Source organism: Vibrio sp. DNB22_10_4 (assembly GCF_052879755.1).
Map to the genome: position 1 here is coordinate 59,753 of NZ_JBNNXW010000007.1, position 21,242 is coordinate 80,994.

General features: G+C 47.0%; 22 protein-coding genes. 16 read left to right on the forward strand and 6 right to left on the reverse strand.

The features are described 5' to 3' along the window. Positions 1–383 precede the first annotated feature (383 nt). Complete coding sequence (locus ACVA6Q_RS16340; protein WP_446648188.1) at positions 384–1,052, forward strand: HAD-IA family hydrolase; 669 nt, start codon at positions 384–386, stop codon at positions 1,050–1,052. A gap of 15 nt (positions 1,053–1,067) precedes the next feature. Here ACVA6Q_RS16340 and ACVA6Q_RS16345 read toward each other — a convergent pair whose 3' ends face one another. Further along, positions 1,068–1,817 (reverse strand): metalloregulator ArsR/SmtB family transcription factor, encoded by a 750-nt coding sequence (locus tag ACVA6Q_RS16345; protein ID WP_353497804.1) that lies wholly within the window; start codon positions 1,815–1,817, stop codon positions 1,068–1,070. A 214-nt stretch (positions 1,818–2,031) separates the two neighbouring features. Between ACVA6Q_RS16345 and ACVA6Q_RS16350 the strand changes: the two genes are divergently transcribed. The 6 genes from ACVA6Q_RS16350 to arsB all read left to right on the forward strand — a co-directional run bounded on the left by ACVA6Q_RS16350 (position 2,032) and on the right by arsB (position 6,817). Continuing rightward, a complete protein-coding gene (locus ACVA6Q_RS16350; RefSeq protein WP_112459474.1) occupies positions 2,032–2,361 on the forward strand; it encodes a metalloregulator ArsR/SmtB family transcription factor in 330 nt (109 codons plus the stop codon). 47 nt (positions 2,362–2,408) lie between these two features. Continuing rightward, positions 2,409–3,413 carry an ArsJ-associated glyceraldehyde-3-phosphate dehydrogenase gene (locus ACVA6Q_RS16355; protein WP_446648189.1) on the forward strand — a complete coding sequence of 335 codons (1,005 nt, stop codon included), beginning with the start codon at positions 2,409–2,411 and terminating at the stop codon, positions 3,411–3,413. 2 nt (positions 3,414–3,415) lie between these two features. Next, complete coding sequence (locus ACVA6Q_RS16360; RefSeq protein WP_446648253.1) at positions 3,416–3,910, forward strand: cyclin-dependent kinase inhibitor 3 family protein; 495 nt, start codon at positions 3,416–3,418, stop codon at positions 3,908–3,910. A gap of 95 nt (positions 3,911–4,005) precedes the next feature. Beyond that, complete coding sequence (arsJ, locus tag ACVA6Q_RS16365; protein WP_446648190.1) at positions 4,006–5,226, forward strand: organoarsenical effux MFS transporter ArsJ; 1,221 nt, start codon at positions 4,006–4,008, stop codon at positions 5,224–5,226. A gap of 129 nt (positions 5,227–5,355) precedes the next feature. Further along, complete coding sequence (locus ACVA6Q_RS16370) at positions 5,356–5,664, forward strand: ArsR/SmtB family transcription factor (RefSeq protein WP_446648254.1); 309 nt, start codon at positions 5,356–5,358, stop codon at positions 5,662–5,664. A gap of 97 nt (positions 5,665–5,761) precedes the next feature. After that, entirely contained in the window at positions 5,762–6,817 is a 1,056-nt protein-coding gene (gene arsB, locus ACVA6Q_RS16375) for an ACR3 family arsenite efflux transporter (protein ID WP_446648191.1), read from the forward strand. A 41-nt stretch (positions 6,818–6,858) separates the two neighbouring features. Here the strand turns inward: arsB and ACVA6Q_RS16380 are convergent, their stop codons facing one another. The 3 genes from ACVA6Q_RS16380 to ACVA6Q_RS16390 form a co-directional block, all read right to left on the reverse strand. Continuing rightward, positions 6,859–7,707 (reverse strand): GGDEF domain-containing protein, encoded by an 849-nt coding sequence (locus ACVA6Q_RS16380; protein ID WP_446648192.1) that lies wholly within the window; start codon positions 7,705–7,707, stop codon positions 6,859–6,861. A 232-nt stretch (positions 7,708–7,939) separates the two neighbouring features. After that, a complete protein-coding gene (locus ACVA6Q_RS16385; protein WP_446648193.1) occupies positions 7,940–9,724 on the reverse strand; it encodes a lysophospholipid acyltransferase family protein in 1,785 nt (594 codons plus the stop codon). A 174-nt stretch (positions 9,725–9,898) separates the two neighbouring features. Continuing rightward, complete coding sequence (locus ACVA6Q_RS16390; RefSeq protein ID WP_446648194.1) at positions 9,899–12,010, reverse strand: TonB-dependent siderophore receptor; 2,112 nt, start codon at positions 12,008–12,010, stop codon at positions 9,899–9,901. Positions 12,011–12,237: 227 nt separating this feature from the next. Here ACVA6Q_RS16390 and ACVA6Q_RS16395 point away from each other — a divergent pair, with 227 nt between their 5' ends. The 9 genes from ACVA6Q_RS16395 to rpoS all read left to right on the forward strand — a co-directional run bounded on the left by ACVA6Q_RS16395 (position 12,238) and on the right by rpoS (position 19,019). Then, the gene (locus tag ACVA6Q_RS16395; RefSeq protein WP_446648195.1) at positions 12,238–12,888 is read left to right on the forward strand and encodes a PilZ domain-containing protein; all 651 of its coding nucleotides are present in this window, start codon (positions 12,238–12,240) and stop codon (positions 12,886–12,888) included. 200 nt (positions 12,889–13,088) lie between these two features. Then, on the forward strand, positions 13,089–13,370 hold the full coding sequence (gene ftsB, locus ACVA6Q_RS16400; protein ID WP_353497812.1) for a cell division protein FtsB: 282 nt from the start codon (positions 13,089–13,091) through the stop codon (positions 13,368–13,370). Next, on the forward strand, positions 13,367–14,077 hold the full coding sequence (gene ispD / locus ACVA6Q_RS16405; RefSeq protein WP_446648196.1) for a 2-C-methyl-D-erythritol 4-phosphate cytidylyltransferase: 711 nt from the start codon (positions 13,367–13,369) through the stop codon (positions 14,075–14,077). Before ftsB ends, ispD begins: the two co-directional genes overlap by 4 nt. Next, a complete protein-coding gene (ispF, locus tag ACVA6Q_RS16410) occupies positions 14,074–14,553 on the forward strand; it encodes a 2-C-methyl-D-erythritol 2,4-cyclodiphosphate synthase (protein WP_353497814.1) in 480 nt (159 codons plus the stop codon). The genes ispD and ispF overlap by 4 nt, the downstream gene beginning before the upstream one ends. Positions 14,554–14,564: 11 nt before the next feature. Continuing rightward, on the forward strand, positions 14,565–15,542 hold the full coding sequence (truD, locus tag ACVA6Q_RS16415; protein WP_353497815.1) for a tRNA pseudouridine(13) synthase TruD: 978 nt from the start codon (positions 14,565–14,567) through the stop codon (positions 15,540–15,542). 5 nt (positions 15,543–15,547) lie between these two features. Continuing rightward, positions 15,548–16,315, forward strand: coding sequence for a 5'/3'-nucleotidase SurE (gene surE / locus ACVA6Q_RS16420; protein ID WP_418641752.1), 768 nt, complete (start codon positions 15,548–15,550; stop codon positions 16,313–16,315). A gap of 3 nt (positions 16,316–16,318) precedes the next feature. Then, positions 16,319–16,942 (forward strand): protein-L-isoaspartate(D-aspartate) O-methyltransferase, encoded by a 624-nt coding sequence (locus ACVA6Q_RS16425; protein ID WP_353497817.1) that lies wholly within the window; start codon positions 16,319–16,321, stop codon positions 16,940–16,942. After that, positions 16,943–17,917: a murein hydrolase activator NlpD gene (gene nlpD / locus ACVA6Q_RS16430; RefSeq protein WP_353497818.1), complete on the forward strand. Its 975-nt coding sequence runs from the start codon at positions 16,943–16,945 to the stop codon at positions 17,915–17,917. Positions 17,918–18,035: 118 nt separating this feature from the next. Beyond that, positions 18,036–19,019 (forward strand): RNA polymerase sigma factor RpoS, encoded by a 984-nt coding sequence (rpoS, locus tag ACVA6Q_RS16435; protein ID WP_353497819.1) that lies wholly within the window; start codon positions 18,036–18,038, stop codon positions 19,017–19,019. Positions 19,020–19,089: 70 nt separating this feature from the next. Here rpoS and ACVA6Q_RS16440 read toward each other — a convergent pair whose 3' ends face one another. Together ACVA6Q_RS16440 and ACVA6Q_RS16445 are read right to left on the reverse strand one after the other, a co-directional pair. Then, positions 19,090–19,701: a TIGR04211 family SH3 domain-containing protein gene (locus tag ACVA6Q_RS16440; RefSeq protein ID WP_353497820.1), complete on the reverse strand. Its 612-nt coding sequence runs from the start codon at positions 19,699–19,701 to the stop codon at positions 19,090–19,092. A gap of 220 nt (positions 19,702–19,921) precedes the next feature. After that, positions 19,922–21,184 carry an inorganic phosphate transporter gene (locus ACVA6Q_RS16445; protein ID WP_353497821.1) on the reverse strand — a complete coding sequence of 421 codons (1,263 nt, stop codon included), beginning with the start codon at positions 21,182–21,184 and terminating at the stop codon, positions 19,922–19,924. Positions 21,185–21,242 lie beyond the last annotated feature (58 nt).

Genomic DNA, 21,242 nt, shown 5'->3' on the forward strand with positions numbered 1-21,242 from the left:
TAGTCATTTTATGACTAAATGAGGCGCTTTCTAGGCCACTTTTTTGGCCGCTTACTAGGGTAATTCAGTAAGATTGCAAAAAAATAACCGCTAATTCTGTAATTTTTTTTCTTTTCGGGCACGAATTCTACCACCGAATTGATCGGATTTCACTGTGCATAAGTTGTTTTAGAGCAAGGTTTCGGCGCTTAAGATTTAATTTTTGGATCAAAATAAATAAACCGGATGAATCGACACCATTTGGTAACTTTTTTTCAAAATGGTTACCAATACGGTACATAATCCTGTCCATTGAAGAGGCTCATTGCTGGTGATATTGTGTACTCAGCATGGCTGTTTACTGTTCAAAAAGAGCCAGTTGGGATCGAGAGGTGCAGTAAAATATGGCTTCAAACCACATCAAATGTGTAATTTTTGATTGTGACGGTACGCTTATCGATAGCGAACGTCTATGTATACAGGCAATCGTCGAAGTACTTGAGGGTGTTGGCGTTCATGTTGATTATGTGAACGTGAAAGATCAGTTCCAAGGGGTGAAGCTTGAAAAGATTTTTGGCGAACTTATCGCTGGTAGTTCATTGCTTAGTGATGATGGCTTAACAGGACTTGTTCGGCACTATCGTCAGCGCTGTCAGGAGCTGTTCACTGAGCAGCTAACGGTCATTGATGGCGTTTATGAGGTTTTAAATGAGCTCAAAGCCAACAACATTGCGATATGCATAGCGTCAAATGCCCCTCACGAAAAGATGGCGTTCACCCTGCCGCTGACAAAACTCGACCACTATTTCGAGGGCACGGTGTACAGCGCAATAGACGCACATGCCTGGAAGCCAGATCCTAAACTTCTGCACTTTGTCATGGACAAAATGCAAGTGAGAGCAGAAGAGTGTCTATTTATTGACGACTCTCTTGTCGGTGTTCAAGCAGGCATAGGCGCACAAGTAACCACCTTGTATTTCTCACATGCAGAGCCTCATAAAAAGATTGAAATCGATAGCCCTTACCTACACTACATTTCCGATATGAGACAATTGCTATCCTTTGTTCAATGATTTTCAAAGCATAGGTCAGTTGTGCTTGTCTGGGCGATTGGCAGATTGGTTGAGTAACTGATTAGCGGCGAGTAATTTGCTACGCATGCTGACAACAGATGCATCCAGTATGTCGATAGCCCATAGCGGTAACTTATCTGAGATGGAATAAAACGCCCATTGTCCTCGGCGTCGATCACTAACCACCCCACAGTTTCTAAGCACGCCAAGCGCTCTGGAGATCTTTGGCTGAGATTCTTGCAGCGCGTCGCACAACTCACCCACGCTGAGTTCCACTTCGGTAAATATCATTAAGGTGATGAGAAGCCTTGTTTGGTCGCTCAGACACTTATGAATCACCAGTGGGTCAAAATCTAAATCATTGCTGTCACTGTGCACGGCCACAAACAGTTCGATTCGCTTGTACAGGTCATATAAAGAGGCGTCAAAAGAAGTCTCTGATAAAGAGGTGGGGGAGGGAAGATCCCAAAACAGGCTCTCTTGGCTGTTTTCAAATACCCCGCATTCCTTATGCGCCGAGGAACATAGCGTGATGACATAATCAAAATGCTGTCCGTCGAACTCTTCTACCGACTTTGAGCGCAGACCCCCGCTATCAAAACCAGACTCTTTGAGTGTTGTTAGCGTTCTATTGTCGACATGACTTGGATTGCTACCAGCGCTAAATGCTTGGTATTGATCCGCATAATCTCTGTTGACGATCGCCTCTGCGAGCTGCGAGCGTGCCGAGTTTCCTCTGCAAACAAAGAGTATTTTTTTTGTCATGGTGTCCTCATCAAATCGGCTTGTACTAGCGCACACAATATTATGAAAGCTTATCGGTGCGAATGAAAGCATTGTATACCTTTGTTGTCCCTCAATCGTTTTAACCTGTATCGGCTACATTCTGTATGAATCTTTTATGACAGTATAAAAAGATCCTTGACTCGCTCGTGATATTTTTTAATATATACGCATATCCATATATGAGTATTTAAAGATGCTTCCACATGAGTTTTTTAAATTGATGTCTGATGAAACCCGTATTCGAACCCTACTTTGGGTATCGGCCAACGGCTCTGTCTGTGTCAACGATCTGGTGGAGGCATTGGGAGAGAGCCAACCTAAGGTATCGAGGCACCTTGCTATGCTACGACAAGCTGGTGTGCTCAAGGATACGAGGCAAGGGCAGCATGTCTTTTACAGCTTAGCTGAAGGATTGCCGGGTTGGCTTTATCGAACATTGAAAGGGCTTGAGCAATCGAACTGTTTGCAAAGCGCTTATCAACTAAACTTTAACGAGCTTGCGTCATCATCAAACGATGCCTAGGGCTTGACGGTACAACCGAATATTTTACGTAATTAAGAGATTAAGTTATGGCGATTAAAGTAGGTATTAACGGATTTGGTCGAATTGGCCGTTTGGCGCTTCGCGCAGCATTTGATTGGGACGAGCTAGAGTTCGTATTGATCAATGACGTTGCAGGTGATGCAACCACACTAGGTCACTTATTGGAGTTCGATTCAGTGCAAGGCACATGGCACCACGGCGTAACCGTGGAAGGTGATGAGCTTGTGGTGAACGGCAAGCGTATTAAGACGACTCAAGAGCGTGATATCGACGCGATTGATTGGTCTGGTTGCGACGTTGTGATTGAAGCAACAGGTGTGCACCGTAAAACCAAATTCCTAAACAAATACCTCGACCAAGGCGTTAAACGTGTTGTGGTATCCGCGCCAGTGAAAGAAGAAGGCATTGCCAACATCGTTGTCGGTGTGAACGATGAAATCTTTGATGCAGCAGCTCACCGAATCGTGACAGCGGCGTCTTGTACTACAAACTGTATCGCTCCAGTGGTGAAAGTGATCCACGAGAAACTCGGTATTGAACAGTCGTCGTTCACGACTATCCACGATCTAACGAATACCCAGACTATCCTTGATGCGCCGCACAAAGATCTGCGCCGTGCTCGTGCATGTGGTATGAGCCTTATCCCAACTACGACGGGCAGCGCAACAGCGATTGTTGAGATTTTCCCTGAGCTAAAAGGCAAGATCAATGGTCACGCGGTTCGTGTACCACTAGCAAATGCATCACTAACGGATATCATTTTTGATGTGAAGCGTGATACAACGGCTGAAGAAGTTAACGCACTACTGAAAGAAGCATCACAAGGCGAGCTAAAAGGCATCCTTGGTTTTGAAGAGCGTCCGCTTGTGTCTATCGACTACCGCGGTGACCAGCGCTCAACCATCGTTGATGCACAATCAACTATGGTGGTTGGCACTCGTATGGTGAAAATCTACGCGTGGTATGACAATGAAATGGGCTATGCAACACGCACAGCTGAATTGGTTCGTAAAGTCGGTCTAGCGGGGTAATGATGATGCATCCAACATGGGAATTAAACGTAGATAACGCAGCGTTAGTGCTAACGCCTTGTCCAGGTACCAAAGAGGCGTCGTTAGACGACTCATTAGCGCAACTTAAAGAGCAAGGTGTCACGGTTATCGTGACTGCTCTGGATAATCACGAGATGGCAGAAGCAGGCGTGGCTGAGCTTGGAGAAAAAGCACAGGCGCTAGGCATCAAGTGGTTCCAAACGGCAATTGAAGACGACCGTGCGCCTGGCGCTGAGTTTGTTGCTAACTGGAAAGCGATCTCTCCAGAGCTTCATCAAGCAATTGAAGCGGGCGAGAAAATTGCGATGCATTGCATGGGCGGCTCTGGTCGTACTGGCCTTCTTGCTGCAAACCTGCTGCTTGAGAAAGGTTGGGAGCTTGAGACCATTCGCCGTGAAGTTCAGGCGCTACGCCCGGGCGCTTTCACAAAGCAGCCTCAAATTGACTACGTAGAGAAGCTTGCTGCGACTTTCTAACCCGAGTCTCCTTAGCGAGTAAAATCAGCGAGTAAAGCCCTCTGATGAGGGCTTCTATTCCTGAACCCTTATCCCTGTTATTAGGCAGAATAATTATGTTGTCTAACCTTAGCAAAAGCGTTCGCCAGTATATGCTGGTGACCTTTAACTACTGGAATTTCACCATTACCGATGGTGCCTTGAGAATGCTGGTGGTGCTTTACTTCCACGATCTCGGCTACAGTTCACTCGCCATTGCCTCACTGTTTCTTTTCTATGAGTTCTTTGGTGTGGTTACCAACCTTATTGGTGGATGGTTAGGGGCGCGTTTAGGCCTTAACCGAACTATGAACGTTGGTCTCGGGATGCAGATCTTTGCATTGTTAATGTTGGCTGTCCCGAGTGCTTGGTTAACCATCCCGTGGGTGATGGCGGCACAAGCGCTATCAGGTATTGCTAAGGATCTGAACAAGATGAGTGCCAAAAGTGCCATCAAGACCTTGGTTCCTGATGAGCAGCAAGGGGCGCTTTACAAATGGGTAGCCATTCTGACAGGTTCTAAGAATGCACTGAAAGGCGCAGGCTTCTTTATCGGTGGTTTGTTGCTGTCTGTCCTGGGCTTCCAGTATGCCGTTGCAGCCATGGCGGCGGTACTGACGCTGGTGTTCATCGGCAGCGTTATCAGCTTAGAAAGCGATATGGGCAAGGCAAAAGCTAAGCCTAAGTTTAAGCAGATCTTCTCTAAGTCAGAAAGTATCAATATCTTATCCGCTGCGCGCATGTTTCTGTTTGGCGCTCGTGATGTCTGGTTCGTGGTTGCCTTACCAATTTATCTTGGTTCTGTCTTTGGTTGGGATCATACCTTGGTAGGGGGATTTCTTGCGCTATGGGTCATCGCTTATGGCTTTGTCCAAGGTGTAGCACCAAAGATTACCGGCAAGGCGCAGGGCAGAGTGCCAGATGGCAGTGCTGCCATGTGGTGGGCGTTAGCATTAGCCGTGGTGACAGGAATTATTGCATATTGTGTTCAGATGCAGTGGTATCCGCAAGTGGTTATTGTTGTGGGGCTATTGATTTTTGGCGCTATCTTTGCGGTCAACTCATCCTTACACAGCTATTTGATTGTGAGTTATGCAAAAGGCGATGGCGTGTCGATGGACGTTGGCTTCTACTACATGGCTAACGCGATGGGTCGTTTAATTGGCACCGTGTTGTCTGGTTGGGTGTTCCAAATGGCGGGTTTAGCGGCTTGCATGTGGGTGTCGTTTGCCTTTTTGGTGCTGACGACTATTATCTCCATTCGCTTGCCAGGCGCGCCTAAAGCGGTTGCAGGATAACGGAATTGAATCAAAAAAAAGAGTCAATCGTTAAAAGACGATTGACTCTTTTTCGTTTCAGGCGTATGTTAATCGTCAAAAGACGATAGGGGATACACAGTGACCAGTTGTAGTGTTGAAAATCCAGACATGTTTATCGCGACTGAGCAGCAGTTAGCCACAGAAAAAAAGCTAGCCGTACAAGCGAAGGCTTTGTCGCATCCTGCACGTATCCGAATTATCCGTATTCTGTCTGATTTAGAGCGTGCTGGTGGTTGTTTGAACAGTGACCTTGTATCGCAGTTGGGTCTTGCCCAATCAACCGTCTCTGAGCATATACGCATACTTAAAGTGGCGGGGTTTATTAGTGCAGAATCAATACCACCGAAAGTCTGCTATCGCATTCAGCGTGATGCGTTAAACGAGTTTTCTTCGTTGACCTTATCAGCATTTGATTAGGCCAATTCGAATTAAAAATATCATTGAGTCGGCATTGCCGACTTTTATTACCACTGACTTATCGTTATTCGACGATTAACGATATTGGAGAGTTACCATGTCTCAGCTAGCTATTGAGCAACCAAAAAAATTGGGGTTTCTGGATAGATTCCTAACCTTGTGGATCTTCTTAGCTATGGGGTTCGGCGTACTATTGGGCGTCGCTTTTCCTAGCCAAATCGAAAGCTTGAATGAGTCAATGACGGTTGGTAGTACCAACATACCGCTTGCTATTGGTCTTATCTTGATGATGTACCCACCGCTTGCCAAAGTGAACTACGGCTTGATGGGCAAAGTGCTGCAAGATAAGCAAGCTGTCACTCTCTCACTGGTAATGAACTGGTTGGTCGGGCCAATCTTGATGTTTGTGCTCGCCCTAATCTTCCTTGGCGATGAGCCTAGCTTAATGACCGGCGTTATCTTAATTGGCTTAGCACGCTGCATTGCTATGGTGTTGGTGTGGAATGATATTGGTGGCGGTAATAAAGAATATGGTGCAGCGTTAGTCGCTCTAAATAGCGTATTCCAAATTATCACTTATAGTTTCTTGGCATGGCTGTTCATCACTGTGTTGCCACCTATATTCGGTTTCCAAGGCCAAGTGGTGGACATCTCGATGGGAGAGATTGCTGAGAGTGTGCTGATTTATCTTGGTATTCCATTTTTGGCTGGCTTTTTAAGCCGTAAGATCTTAGTCGCGAAAAAAGGCGAGCAGTGGTACAACGAGACGTTTATTCCGGCGGTATCACCTATCACGCTTATCGCATTGCTAGCCACCATTGTGCTGATGTTCAGTCTCAAGGGTGAAATGATGGTTGAGCTACCAATGCAAGTGGTTCGTGTCGCTGTTCCGTTGACTATCTATTTCTTCTTGATGTTCTTTGTGAGCTTCTTTGTGGCGAAAAAGATGGGCGTGCCATTCGATAAGAATGCGTCGATCGCTTACACAGCAACAGGAAACAACTTTGAACTGGCTATTGCTGTTGCGATTGCCGTATTTGGTTTGAACTCACCAGAGGCGTTTGCGGGCGTGATTGGCCCCTTAATTGAAGTGCCGGTGCTGATAGCATTAGTGAACTTTACCTTAAAAATGAAGTCACGCTATAACGCGTAATGACAATAGAAAATGGAGCGTTTGCGCTCCATTTTTTGTATTTAAGACGGATTTTTTGAATTGACAGAACGCTTGGTATGCTTGGATTGGTACATAGCGAGATCGGCTTTTTTCAATGTGATGCGTAAGCTGGTTTGGTAGGGGGCATAACCGATGCTGTGACAAAGCATGGGGTACTGAACAAAGTTATCTCGAAACAATACGGAGAGCTTTTCTAGCGCTTGGTTTAGCCTTGCTTCATCCTTATCGTGGGTTAAAACTACAAACTCATCACCACCATATCGAACTAAAATGTCCTGTCCGGAGAAAGCTTGGCGCAAGCAGCGTGCGAATCGCATCAATACGATGTCTCCCTCACTGTGGCCTGAACTATCGTTAACGTGTTTGAAGTTATCAAGGTCGATCACCACACAAAAACCAGAATGCCAATTCACAGAGCTAAGGTAGGCGAGGTTGTGCAGCTTGGTGAGGGGATCGGTGTACGCTTTTTTTTCAAAAAACTTTACTTCATGGTGTAAGTCGGACACATCAAAGCTGGTGGTGTAAATGTAAGGTTCGCCATCAATGTACACTTTAAACTTGAGTACATTGAAGTAAGAGACAGAATCTAGACCTTGAAACGTAAGAATTTTCGGCGCACATTGCCCCGCTTCAAGGTATTCCAAGCTGGCATCGTGGCACTCATTGAGCATATCTCCGACATTGCTTGGTACGAGCTTGGCTAATTGACTGGCATTGAGGCCTATAGGATCTGCATCAGAGTATTGGCGTAACCATGCAGTGAATCGGTCGTTTAGGTAAACGTATTGGTGCTGCGCATTGCGAATAGAAAGAAAGCCAGGGAAATGGCGAAATAGCGCCAACGCCTGTTGGTACGTCAAATCTGTCACTGCAAAATCTCATCGTTTCTTTCAACCTCGAAAGCGTTTGGCTATCGGAAGTTTTTGAAAGAGTTATAGTTTTTGAGTGCTTTCTATCATGCCCTTTGCATAAGAACTGTGATGCTTATCATTCTGTGGCCAGTTCTTGAGGAAGTTCACCTCTATTCTCAGTTCTGAGACAAAGTGAACACAAAAAAAGCAGCTTTTGCTGCTTTTTAGGTCGTTTAGTTATCTCTACCGTTTAGGGCGTCGAGTGGTTGTGACGGTGAAGATAATGACAGGCATTATCGCTGCCCATATAGCGAGCGAGTGAACGTTGGGGGACTCGCCTTAAGTCGACGACAATCAATCCATCAAGAGCATTGTTAAAGTCAGGGTCGACATTGAAGCTGACAAGCTTACCGTTGAGACTAAGGTACTGTCTGAGTAATACAGGTACGCTTTTGCCTTGGTCAAGGCGAGCGATAACACGAGAGAGTAACTGCATATCAGCCAGCGCAGACAGCAACTGAGCGTTCCAGTTGGGATGAGCAGCAAGCTTGGGTGGGTTAGGGGCACTGACATGCTGTGCGCTGTCTTGGTCGTAGTGGTGTAAGGTCATGGTATCGGTGAGTAACTGTCTTGCGACATCGCTATAGTCACTACTGATACTGACCGGACCAAACAGGTGAGTATAGTCTGGGTGGCGATGCACAAACTCAGCGATACCTTTCCAAAGCAGTAACAGTGCGCTCATGCTCTTTTGATACTCTTCGGCAATCACGCTGCGACCCATTTCAATCGATTTGCCCATAGTAGCCAAAAAGGGGTGTTCATAGTCAAAAAGAGTGCGTGAATAAAGGCCTTGAATGCCGTGCTTCTCCAGCAATGTATCAACCAGACCAAGACGGTAAGCCCCCACTAATTTATTGTTCGCTTTGTCCCAAATAAATAGGTGTTGGTAGTCCTTATCAAAGTGGTCGATATCCAGTGCTTGCCCAGTCCCTTCGCCTACCAAACGGAAGTTGTGTTCTCGCATGCGACCAATCTCATGCATCAAGGCTGGAATATGCTCCATGGTCGTGCAATAGACATCAAACTCACCGCTAGAGAGTAAGTGGTGCTGCGATGGTAACTGGTTGATATCGTTCAGCAGTTCGCTTAAAGGTAGAGCCGAGGCAACCGGCTCTGGGTGTGTTAGTGATGACGATTGAGTATTCGGGTTCGTCGCTGCTGGTATTTGGCTTTGCTGTTTGCCCAGTAGGTAAGTATTGAGACGAAGGTAGTTCACCAACTGACGATTATCTAAGGTATTGACCTCTTTGAACTTGATTACTTCGCCGATAGAGATGCTTATGGGGCGATTTTTCTTGTTCAGCAGTTCACGGCCGAGCATGGCAGTTCGAAGCATTGGATGAACCTTACCCGCCAGATAAAAACGCTTGGAGTTAAGGCCGCCAATGTGCACTGGGACGGTCAGTGCTTTGTTTTTCTTAATAAGCGTACCGACCGAGCGGCTCCACTCTTTATCTTCGAGGCGAAGTGCTTTGCTATCGACCAGTTGCGAGACTTCACCCGCCGGGAACACCAATAGTGCGCCACCCTGTTCAAGGTGATGATTGGCTTGGCGTAATGCACGGGTATTGGACTTGTGTGCATTGGCGCCATCAAATACGTCAACGCCAATAAACAAGGGTTCTAGTTCAGGAACCAGTTTTAGAAACTCATTGGCTAAGATTTTCACATCTTTACGGCGTTGCAACAGAAGCTCAGCCAGTATCACACCCTCAACGCAGCCTAGCGGGTGATTAGCGACAATGAGGGTCGCGCCCGTTTGAGGCAGGTTATCTCGACTTCCAGTAACAATGTGATAGTCAATGCCCAAGATCTCGAGTGCAAAGCGAAGAAAACGCTCGGTATCACAACCTGGTGGACGCTGTGCATATAAGTGGTCCAATACAGAAAGGCCGGTTGCCCACTCGGCAACATTTTCTGCAATGCCCAGTGGGGTTTTTCTCGGTAAGCGAAACGGGCTGGTGGTATCCATAGCAACCTCTAAACAATTTCCATGTAGTGTCGTTAAGAGGGTATGACGTCTATATGTCAGAATTGCGTAGCCTAGATGGAAGATGGATGACGTATTGATGTCAAACCGGTGACGAGATGAACAATAAGCAATAAAAAAGAGCGCCGTAGCGCTCTTTGTATAAGAAAGGGAACGTTAGAATGAAGCGTTGACCGACAGTTTAAAGCGGCGCTCATTGCCATAGTGCACATCCGTAACGACACCGTGGCTGGTGCTGCCACCCGTGCCTGATACATATTCGGTATCAAACAGGTTTTCGATGTTGAAGCGGAAGTCCCAAGTTACATAGTCGCTGCTGATTTTGTGCGATGCACCGGTATCAACGCGGGTGTAACCATCAAGTGTGACGGTGTTTGCGTTATCTGCCCAGCGCTCACCTTGATAGAACAAGCCGATATTAAATGCCGTTGCGTCAGTAAATGCGTAGCGTGTCCAAACGGAACCAGACCACTCAGGTACGTTTGCTGGTGTCTTATCTTGATATAAGTCGTGCTTGTCGTACTTAGCATCTAGGTACATGGCAGATGTCATCACAAACCAGCTATCGGATAGCTGACCTTGCGCGCCAGCTTCAGCGCCGCGGTGGTGTTGATTACCATTTTGCGTAGTGAAGCCATTTTCTTCGATACTGATGTTACGTTTTTCGATATCAAATAACGCACCCGTCAATAGTAAGCGGTTATCCAAAAGCTCCCACTTAGTACCCAATTCGTATTGGCGGCTCTTTTCTGGCGTACGCTCAGTGACTGAACCATCATCATTGACGGCATTGTCTACAGGATTGAAGCTTTCCGAGTAGTTAGCATAGATGCTGCCTGAATAGTTTGGATGATAAATTACGCCAAATTTTGGTGAGAATGCCTGGCTGTCGTTCGCGCCTTTCACAGTTTCACCTGTCGAACTATTGGTGCCATCTTTGAAGTACTGATCGTAGCGGCCACCCACAAGCGCCTGCCACTGATCGTTGAAAGTAATTAGATCTTGCGCATAGAAGCCGTAGAAGTGGTTACTGCTTTCGTATGCTGAAGACGCGTCATGATAGTCTAACCCTGGATTCTTAGGTGATTCGCCTGGTTTGACATTGATAGAGTTACCTTTTACTCGCAGCTGAGTGTAGTCATAAAACTGACCGTTAACGCCAAGTAGTACTTGGTGATCAACATTTAGTGCTGTGAAATCACCATGTAAGTCAGCATGGAACGCTTGGGTCTTCCAAGTGTCATGACGGTCAAACGGACTCATTGTGTAGCTGCCATCGACGATGGTTTGAACCGTCGGTTTTGGGCTAGAGTCATAGCGGTGACGCTTCATATGCTGTGAGTTATAGCTGAAGTTAGCGCGCCATTGTGAGTTGATGAACACATCAAGATCAGCCCCCCAGTTTTCCACATCGTTGTTGATGAATGACCAAGAAGCATCGCGGATCATATCGCGGTCGCCGATTCGGTTGCCTTGCATGTCTAGCCAAGAACCCGTATCCAGCGGCGCGTTGTCGTTGGTCTTTTCATAGTTAACAGACAACAGACCCCAGTCAGACAGATCCGCTTCAATCACACCATAGCCTAGGAAGCGATCTCGCTCGCGCTGTTCCCCATTAGCATATTGACGAGATTCCACAGCGTCTTGTTTCACCAGCACAGTACGACCTCTCAATGTGCCAGATTCATTAAGCGCACCAGAAGCGTCAATGTGATAGCGAGTGCTACCAAGGTGGTCGATATCGGTACCAACATTGACTTGTGGTGTCGCGGTTGGCTTTTTAGACACCATGTTGATCATGCCACCAGGCGCCGAGTTACCGTAAAGAAGGCTCGATGGTCCTTTAACGACCTCGATACGATCTAAGGTCTCAATCGGCAGCATGTAATGAGTAAAGAGTGAGTGACCGTTTCTTAGATAGCCGTTGGTTGATGAGAGCTCAAAGCCGCGCAGATAAAATACTTCGCGATTCCACTTTTGAGAGCCCGCATTGACACTGGCGTCGTTTTGCAGCGCTTCACCTAATGTGGTCGCCAGCTGTTCATCGAGCACAATTTCAGGAATGACGTTAACCGACTGTGGGGTTTCTAGCATGGTAGTATCGGTGCGCATAGCGCCGCTTGCACTGTCAACTTTATAGTCGTCGAAGCTTTGGGCGTGTATTACCAAGGTTTCGTCAGTTTTTGTTGGTTCTGATTGGGCAAATACCGGAGAAGTATTGAGTGCAAGTACCACTGCACTGCAAAGTGTGGTCACTTTGAAATTCATTGGGGCTATCCTAGCTCGATTATCCGAGACAATTGTTTTTGTTATTAGCAGAGTGAACCTGAAGTAGGTCTACGATTGAACTGCGAAATGAATGCTAATGCGATTTATTATTATTTGCAATTGTAATAAATGTAAGCATTTGTATCTTTTGTAGGTACAAGGGATTGATTGCATAGAAGTGGTAAATGGGGTGTAATTATCTTGTTGTAATTAAGGAGGTTCTATCAATGGAATGGGGACAAGAACAACAAAAACAGAGCTACCGTTTCTTGCAGCCGGGAATGAAACTTACCTTGTCTTCGGTGAGTGATTCACACATCAAAGGTGTGGCCGTTAACTTGCTTGGCTACAAAATTGATGAGTTTATTGTCGTTGATACCTCAGGACTGACTCCGGATGTGCAGCAGAAAATCAATGACGGTGAGTTTGTGGTGCGTGGACTCTCAGATACCAGTTTTGGTCACGTTATCGCGTTTCGCTGCCATGCTCTTTCCAGTTCAGAATTACCTTGCAGTCACCTGTTCCTATCGTCTCCGGCAGAGTTTGTATCCAAGCCGATCCGCGAGCATTCTCGTTACAAACTCTCTATGCCTTGCACGGTGTCTTATGGTCAATCCAGCATTGAAGGTAAAATTGTCGATTTCTCGCTGGCTGGATGTGGGGTTTATCTAGAACAAGCTCACGACTTTTGTAAGGGGCTCGATGTGAAAGTGGAGTCGACACTGAATCAGTTTCTGCCTGCGGGGATGGTGTGTGAGGTGGTAACGGTGCGAAAGCAGGGTCGTGGGAGTCTGCTGGGTATCCAGTTTAACCAGCAAGTGCTGATGTCGAACCGTTTAAAGACCACCTTAGCGGAACAGTCCCTCGCGGTTTCCTAGTACAAACTTCATTTCAGAGAAGCGCTGCTACGCTCGCGAAAGTGCGCTAAACGTCAAGCCAGTGGTATGCGCTCGTCAAGATTAAGCTAGTGGGTGCTCACTTTTGTGCCTAGGATGCAACAATGCTTTTTCTTCGCTTATTTCAAGGTGTAAACTGTGCTATATAAAGAGCAGAATTTCTCAATGGAATGTTCCGACTTATGCGTATCTTCACTCTTGTGCTGCTAATGGTTTTTTCTTGGCTTCAATACACCCTCTGGTTTGGAAAAAACGGCATTGTTGATTTCCAACAAGTGGATACAGAAATCCAAGTACAGCAACAAGTTAATGGCAACTTACAAACCCGCAACGATGAAATGTTTGCTGAGATTGACGATCTTAGACAAGGGTTGGATGCCATTGAAGAGCGAGCGCGACATGAGCTAGGAATGATTCAACAAGGAGAAACCTTCTACCGAATCATAGGTGAGGATAACCAATGATCCCTGAGCATCATCCTATTATTGCTATCGTGCCTGCCGCAGGTGTTGGTAGCCGCATGCAAGCGGATATTCCCAAGCAATATCTCAAAATCCATGAACAAACCATTCTTGAGCACACCATAGAGCGCTTGCTGGCGCATCGAAGTATCGATAGCGTCATCGTAGCGATCAGTGATGGCGACCCATACTTTGAAGGTTTATCGTTTATCTCAGATAAGCCTGTTGTACGGGTCTTGGGAGGTGGTGAGCGGGCAGACTCAGTGCTGTCGGCCGTTGAGTACGTCAAACAGCGTATTCCTAATGCGTGGTGCTTGGTTCATGATGCGGCAAGGCCGTGCATTACCCATGAGGATATTAGCAAACTCATCTACGAAGTAAGCACTCACCCAGTTGGTGGTATACTCGCAGCCCCGGTGAAAGACACGATGAAGCGCGCTAACGATGCACAAGGTATCGATCATACTGTCGATAGAGCAGGTCTTTGGCATGCGCTAACCCCACAGATGTTTAAAGTAGAGTTGCTGCATAGTGCGCTCAGTGATGCGTTAGCCGAAGGGGTCACCATCACTGATGAAGCATCAGCGGTCGAGTGGACAGGTTTGTCCCCACTGTTGGTTGAAGGGCGCAGCGACAACATTAAAATTACTCGTCCAGAGGATCTCGCTCTGGCGGAGTTTTATCTCAAAAATAAGGAATTAGAACAATGAGAATAGGCCATGGCTTTGATGTACATAAGTTTGGTGGTGAAGGACCTGTCATCATTGGTGGTGTCGCCATTCCTTATGAACAAGGGCTAGTTGCCCATTCTGATGGTGATGTGGCGTTGCATGCACTGTGTGATGCACTGCTAGGCGCTATTGCTGCAGGCGACATTGGTCGTCATTTTCCTGACACGGATGAAGAGTGGAAAGGAGCAGACAGCCGCGCATTGCTTCGTGATGTCTACAGCAAGGTCAAATCACAAGGTTATGAGTTGGTGAATGCTGACGTAACCATCATGGCACAAGCACCAAAGATGGCTCCGCACATTGAAACTATGTGCCACACCATTGCCGCTGACTTGGAAACCGACATTGGTAACATCAATGTAAAAGCAACCACGACGGAAAGACTCGGTTTTACAGGACGTAAAGAAGGTATCGCCACAGAAGCTGTGGTTCTGATCAACAAAGTAACGTCCTAAAGGCAAATATCATGACTGATGTGTTAGAAAACCTGAATTATCTTCACGGCAAACCTGCGGTTAGCGCTAAGTTTAAAGCCAGCAACCAAGACTTCATTGTCAATGAGGTTCTGGGGTTTGAGTTTGCGGGAGAAGGGGAGCATTTGATGCTCCGCATACGAAAAAATGGTGAAAACACCAGTTTTGTCGCCAATGAATTGGCCAAAGTGTGTGGCGTAAAATCGAAAGATATTGGCTGGGCCGGCCTCAAAGATCGCCATGCCGTGACTGAACAGTGGTTAAGCGTCCATTTACCAAAGAAGAACGTACCAGACTTTAGCGCCTTCTTGGCGCAGTATCCTAGTATTGAGATAGTGGCGACCGATTGGCACAACAAAAAGCTGCGTCCAGGCGATCTTGCTGGTAATGAGTTTGCCATCCGTTTGACTGAGGTGTCAGATGTTGAAGCACTAAAAGCGCGCGTAGCGCTCGTTTGTGATTCTGGCGTACCAAACTATTTTGGTCAGCAGCGTTTTGGACACGATGGTAACAACGTGAGCGAAGCGAAGCGTTGGGGACGTGACAACGTGCGCACTCGCAATCAGAATAAACGCAGTTTGTATCTCTCTGCGGCGCGCTCATGGATCTTTAATCACATCGTTTCAGAGCGTTTGCAGCAAGATTGCTTTAACACTGAGCTGGCCGGGGACATTCTTGACGAAACTGGGATGATCACCGCTGCATTGGCAGGTGATAATGCGCTACCAACCACCGATGAGGCCGAGAAGCTTGAACAAAGCATCTTAGATCAAGAGCCAGATTTGATGGCGCTTATCCGCGGTAATCGCATGCGTCACGACAGACGCGCTATTGTGTTAAAGCCTGACTCATTGAATGCACAATGGGATGAAGATTCTGTAACACTGAGCTTTTTCTTGGATTCAGGCAGTTTTGCGACCTCGATTCTTAGAGAGCTGGCAAATGTAGAAGAAGTAGAAAGGCAATTCTAGGATTCATGGAAACAAACAAACAGAGAATCAAAGTCCTCATCAGTAATGATGATGGCGTACACGCCGAGGGAATTCGCACATTAGCGGCGGAGCTGGCAAACATTGCTGATGTGACCATCGTTGCGCCAGACAGAAACCGTTCGGGCGCATCGAACTCATTAACGCTTGAGCAGCCGCTGCGTGTTAACGAAATTGAGCCTGGTGTTTTCTCGGTTCAAGGAACGCCAACCGATTGTGTGCACTTTGCGCTTAATGAATTGATGAAAGACGATCTTCCCGATTTAGTTCTGTCTGGCATCAACCATGGGGCTAACTTGGGCGACGATGTGCTCTATTCTGGTACTGTAGCGGCGGCTATGGAAGGACACTTTCTAGGCGTTCAATCCATCGCTTTTAGTCTGGTTGGTAAACAGCACTTTGCTGCAGCGGCGATCATCGCTCGTCAATTTGTCGAGCGTCATTTGGCTACTCGTGTGCCGACCAATCGACTATTGAATATTAATATCCCAGATAAGCCGCTGGCGCAGCTTGGTGATGTTGCCGTGACTCGATTGGGTGCCCGTCACCATGCTGAAGCGATGATTAAGCAGCAGGACCCAAGAGGGCACGACATTTATTGGTTGGGACCTCCAGGGAAAGAGCAGGATGCTGGAGAGGGCACCGATTTTTACGCAGTTGAACATGGGCGTATTTCTATTACACCACTGCAGGTGGATTTGACCGCACATGAGTCGATTGGTGCGATGGAACGTTGGGTGTCAGGGAGAGAGTAATTAATGAACCCACAAGCAGCGAAATTAGTGGAGTTTATCCGAGCGCACGGTGTAGCTGATCCCCGTGTGCTGGATGCTATCTTCTCCGTACCCCGTGAGCAATTTGTGTCACAAGCGATGCTTCACCAAGCCTACGACAACAATGCTTTGCCTATTGGTGCTGGGCAGACGATTTCTCAGCCCTACATTGTCGCGAGAATGACCGAGCTGCTTGAGCTGACACACGATACTCGAGTGCTTGAAATCGGAACTGGCTCAGGCTATCAAACTGCCGTGCTGTCGCAGTTGGTGGAGCATGTCTATTCGGTTGAGAGAATAAAAGCACTGCAATGGGAAGCAAAGCGCAGGCTAAAGCGTCTTGATATTTACAACATCTCCACCAAACACGGTGACGGTTGGCAAGGCTGGCAAGCCAAGGGGCCATTTGATGCCATTATCGTCACGGCTGCAGCTTCCGAAGTCCCTCAAGCATTATTGACCCAGCTCAATGATGGTGGACGTTTAGTGATCCCTGTCGGTGATAATGAGCAACAACTATTAAAAATCACTCGTAAAGGTGATAGCTTTACTACCGAAGTTATTGAATTAGTGAGGTTTGTTCCTCTCGTAGCAGGTGAATTAGCGTAAATGCAAAAGCGGTTAAAAGCAGTGGTCTCCGTTGTTTTTTTGTCCAGTGCACTGATTGGGTGTGCTGGGCATTCGCCTGCGCCTGTCTCAAATCTGGGAGGCAAGTACGATAGTGTTTCCCGTGGCAGTTATCGTGGCAGTTACTATGAAGTGCAAAAAGGGGACACCCTCTATTTTATCTCATACGTCACAGATAAAGATGTTAACGATCTGATAAGACTCAATAATCTCAAAAAACCCTACACCATTCACCCAGGCCAGCGTTTGAACCTGTGGCGCCCGGTCTATTCCCCACCGGTGTTTGCTGGTTCTGGTTCAGGTGAGGTTGCAACCGCCTCTGTGGCAACGGCTGCAGCGAGCTCGAGCACCGCGACAACTGCGTCAAAACCGCCTTCAAAAGCGGGTAGCTCATCAACGCAAAATAGTCAAAAAACCGCCGCAAAGAAGGTTGATCAAACTCAAACAAAGGAGTATGGTGAGGCTAAAGGTAAACAAAATGTTAACAAGACTAAACCCCAAACGGTAAAACAGACAACCAAGCCAGCCGCGAAGCAAACTGTCGCGAAGGCGAAACCAGCACCGAAACCGGCGCCAAGCACAGCGGCAAAAGTATCAAGTTGGGTCTGGCCGACTAAGGGTCGTGTCATAAAGAACTTTTCTGCAGGGGACCAAGGAAATAAAGGAATCGATATTGCAGGCCGCCGAGGCCAAGATATCGTCGCCACTGCAAAAGGAACCGTGGTTTACTCAGGCAACGCACTACGTGGTTATGGAAACCTCGTTATTGTTAAGCATAACGACAGTTACCTAAGTGCTTACGCTCACAATGACAGACTATTGGTATCGGAAGGACAAAGTGTTAAAGCCGGACAAAAAATCGCTACGATGGGAAGCTCCGGAACCAACAGCGTTAGACTGCACTTTGAAATCCGTTATCAAGGAAAATCAGTAAACCCAAAACGCTACTTGCCGTAACTGCCGTATAACGAATACACCATACGAAAAGCTACTTGCAATTTGATTGACTTAATCAGAGAAAGTTAGCGACATAGTTGAGTTGTCATGTCTTGCTAGCTCGCCAGGGGGAGGCGCTATGAGTATCAGCAATGCAGTAACCAAGAACGAAAACTTCGATGCCAACAGTGAGACTGTTGATGTTGTAGAACCTACACTGACGAACGATGACGCCGCAACAGAGACTGAAGACAAGGATTTGTACGATGCCTCTGCGAAAAGCTTAGATGCCACCCAGCTCTATCTCGGCGAAATCGGCTTTTCACCACTCTTGACCGCAGAAGAAGAAGTGCTCTATGCAAGACGTGCACTGAAAGGCGATGAAGCAGCCCGTAAACGCATGATCGAAAGTAACTTGCGATTAGTGGTTAAGATCTCTCGACGCTACAGTAACCGTGGTCTAGCGCTTCTTGATTTAATTGAAGAAGGCAATTTAGGTCTTATTCGTGCAGTAGAGAAATTCGACCCTGAGCGCGGCTTCCGTTTCTCAACGTATGCGACGTGGTGGATACGCCAAACTATTGAGCGTGCTTTGATGAATCAAACACGCACGATTCGTCTGCCTATCCATGTGGTAAAAGAGCTCAATATTTACCTACGTACAGCCCGTGAACTGTCCCAAAAGCTCGATCATGAGCCAACAGCCGAAGAAATTGCACATAAGCTGGATAAACCGGTGAGCGACGTTTCTAAGATGCTGAGACTCAATGAACGTATCAGTTCGGTTGATACGCCAATTGGTGGGGACGGTGAGAAAGCGCTGTTAGATATCATTCCGGATTCAACGCACTCAGACCCTGAAGTCTCAACCCAAGATGACGATATTAAATCATCGCTTATTCACTGGCTTGATGAACTGAATCCAAAACAAAAAGAAGTGTTGGCACGACGCTTTGGATTACTAGGCTATGAGCCTTCAACCCTTGAAGAAGTTGGGCGAGAAATCAATCTTACTCGCGAGCGTGTGCGTCAAATTCAAGTCGAAGGTCTACGTAGACTGCGTGATATTTTAGTCAAGCAAGGCTTGAATATGGAATCACTGTTTAACTTTGACGACGATTAAATCGTAATTGAACCGTAATAAAAAACCGCCGTGAGGCGGTTTTTTTGTATTCAAAGTCATGCTCTAAGCATTATGCCCAGCCATTAGGACTCTTCTTACGACGTGGGATAATGTGCGGAAGGATAAGACCAAACAAAAGGCCTACACCCGCAACACCACCGCCATACATAAAGTAGCGCAGTAGTAGGTCTTCTTTTTGCGTATCCAGTTTAGCACGTAGCTCGCGGATTTCTGTTTGAGAAGACGTCAGCTGCGCGCTGATGTCAGAGTAGTTTTGCTCAAGCTCTGCAATTTGCTTGTTACGTGCTTCTAGAGAGCTGACTAGGCCACCTTTCTCGCTGTCCGCAGTTTCGCGTGCATTTGCTAGCTGAGATTTAACTTGCGTCAGTTCTTTCTCAAGACGAGGTAGGCGTACCGCCATACTTTCTTGAGCCGTGACGAACTTCGAGTCTACCCAGCCTTTACGGCCGCGGTTGTCTTGAACTTGGGAGTAGCCCGTGTCACGGTTAGAAGATAGTAGTTGCACTTTGTCACCAGCGTTAATGCTGCCGATGATACGATACTGAGCGCTTGGCCCTGAGTGCAGATAGGTAAATAGCTTGTCAGCAATATATCGATCTTGAGCCAACGCTGCAGGAGCAGCGAGTAACGACACCATGATCATGCAGATCAGTTTTTTCACAGTAAGTCCCTTAAGTGTATCAATGGGGAATGATGAAGAAAGTCGCGTTTGCAGCTGGGCTGATACGCACTCTCAAATTGTAAACTTTTAAGAATGGGCAAATAGTATGAAGTTTCTCAATCGGGTGCAACAAAGAAGGGAGGCAAAGCCTCCCTTTATTTGAATTTGAGTCAAATATGACGTGAGCTTCACATCTCCCTGACTTTATCTAAGCCTTGGCTTATGCACCAAATATCGCTTGCATCATGTAGTAGAATACTACCGCAAGTAGTGCACCAGCAGGTAGAGTCACTACCCAAGAAGCCACGATATTACGTACAACACCTAAGTTAAGTGCTGCGATACCACGAGCGAAACCAACACCCAATACCGCACCTACAAGTGTTTGTGTGGTCGAGATAGGAAGACCGGTACCCGAAGCTAGAACAACGGTACAAGCCGTTGCTAGCTGCGCTGCGAAGCCGCGGCTAGGCGTTAGTTCAGTGATACCTGTACCTACCGTTGCCATTACTTTGTGCCCCATAGTCGCGAGACCCACAACGATACCGATACCACCTAGTGGAAGAATCCACCATGCGATGGTGCTCTTAGCGTTGATTTCACCCATGTGCTCAACCGTTGAAACAACAGCAGACAGCGGACCAATCGCGTTCGCTACGTCGTTTGAACCGTGTGCAAATGCCATCGCACAAGCTGTGATAACCATCAGAACGCTGAAGATACCTTCTACGCCACTAAAGCCATGGTCTTCTTCACGGTCTGCAAATTTACGTTGGATGTAGATGTATCCGCCAATCATAACTAGAGACGAAACGCCTGCAGCCCACGCCCACGCTTCCATACCTTCAAGGTGCAGGCCTACGTGTTTTAGACCTTTCTTGATGGTTACCAGCGCAATCACCATAGTGGTAATGAACATGTACACTGGAACAAAGCGCTTAGCGTTAAACAGTGGCTTTTCGGTATCGAAAATCAGGCGCTGTGCGCTGACAAAGATAAGGTAAGCGAAGAAACCAGAAATCACAGGTGTGATAACCCAGCTACCTACGATGCCTTTTACTGAACCCCAGTCAACCGCTTCAGTACCCACAGACACACAAGCGAAACCGATGATAGCGCCAATGATTGAGTGAGTAGTTGATACCGGCCAGCCCATGTAAGAAGCGAGCAATAGCCAAGTACCTGCCGCTAATAGAGACGACATCATACCGAATACTAGAACGTCTGGCTGGTGAGCAAACAGCGAGGTTTCAATCACACCCTTACGGATAGTGTCTGTTACCTCACCGCCAGCAAGGTATGCGCCGGCGAATTCGAAGATCATCGCGATGATGATAGCTTGCTTAACTGTTAGAGCTTTAGAGCCAACAGAAGTACCCATTGCATTGGCAACATCGTTTGCACCGATACCGATCGCCATAAGGAAACCGAACATCGCCGCAACAAGAATCAGGATAGTGCCGTAGTTTGCAAGAATATCCATTGTAATACCTAGTTTTGTTTCATAACAAGCGGAGCAAAAGTTTGGCGCAGGGCAATCT

Coding starts and splice junctions, on each gene's coding strand:
- ACVA6Q_RS16340 (WP_446648188.1), top strand. CDS start 384: ATGGCTTCAAACCACATCAAATGTGTAATTTTTGATTGTGACGGTACG.
- ACVA6Q_RS16345 (WP_353497804.1), bottom strand. CDS start 1,817: ATGACAAAAAAAATACTCTTTGTTTGCAGAGGAAACTCGGCACGCTCG.
- ACVA6Q_RS16350 (WP_112459474.1), top strand. CDS start 2,032: ATGCTTCCACATGAGTTTTTTAAATTGATGTCTGATGAAACCCGTATT.
- ACVA6Q_RS16355 (WP_446648189.1), top strand. CDS start 2,409: ATGGCGATTAAAGTAGGTATTAACGGATTTGGTCGAATTGGCCGTTTG.
- ACVA6Q_RS16360 (WP_446648253.1), top strand. CDS start 3,416: ATGATGCATCCAACATGGGAATTAAACGTAGATAACGCAGCGTTAGTG.
- arsJ (WP_446648190.1), top strand. CDS start 4,006: ATGTTGTCTAACCTTAGCAAAAGCGTTCGCCAGTATATGCTGGTGACC.
- ACVA6Q_RS16370 (WP_446648254.1), top strand. CDS start 5,356: ATGTTTATCGCGACTGAGCAGCAGTTAGCCACAGAAAAAAAGCTAGCC.
- arsB (WP_446648191.1), top strand. CDS start 5,762: ATGTCTCAGCTAGCTATTGAGCAACCAAAAAAATTGGGGTTTCTGGAT.
- ACVA6Q_RS16385 (WP_446648193.1), bottom strand. CDS start 9,724: ATGGATACCACCAGCCCGTTTCGCTTACCGAGAAAAACCCCACTGGGC.
- ACVA6Q_RS16390 (WP_446648194.1), bottom strand. CDS start 12,010: ATGAATTTCAAAGTGACCACACTTTGCAGTGCAGTGGTACTTGCACTC.
- ACVA6Q_RS16395 (WP_446648195.1), top strand. CDS start 12,238: ATGGAATGGGGACAAGAACAACAAAAACAGAGCTACCGTTTCTTGCAG.
- ftsB (WP_353497812.1), top strand. CDS start 13,089: ATGCGTATCTTCACTCTTGTGCTGCTAATGGTTTTTTCTTGGCTTCAA.
- ispD (WP_446648196.1), top strand. CDS start 13,367: ATGATCCCTGAGCATCATCCTATTATTGCTATCGTGCCTGCCGCAGGT.
- ispF (WP_353497814.1), top strand. CDS start 14,074: ATGAGAATAGGCCATGGCTTTGATGTACATAAGTTTGGTGGTGAAGGA.
- truD (WP_353497815.1), top strand. CDS start 14,565: ATGACTGATGTGTTAGAAAACCTGAATTATCTTCACGGCAAACCTGCG.
- surE (WP_418641752.1), top strand. CDS start 15,548: ATGGAAACAAACAAACAGAGAATCAAAGTCCTCATCAGTAATGATGAT.
- ACVA6Q_RS16425 (WP_353497817.1), top strand. CDS start 16,319: ATGAACCCACAAGCAGCGAAATTAGTGGAGTTTATCCGAGCGCACGGT.
- nlpD (WP_353497818.1), top strand. CDS start 16,943: ATGCAAAAGCGGTTAAAAGCAGTGGTCTCCGTTGTTTTTTTGTCCAGT.
- rpoS (WP_353497819.1), top strand. CDS start 18,036: ATGAGTATCAGCAATGCAGTAACCAAGAACGAAAACTTCGATGCCAAC.
- ACVA6Q_RS16445 (WP_353497821.1), bottom strand. CDS start 21,184: ATGGATATTCTTGCAAACTACGGCACTATCCTGATTCTTGTTGCGGCG.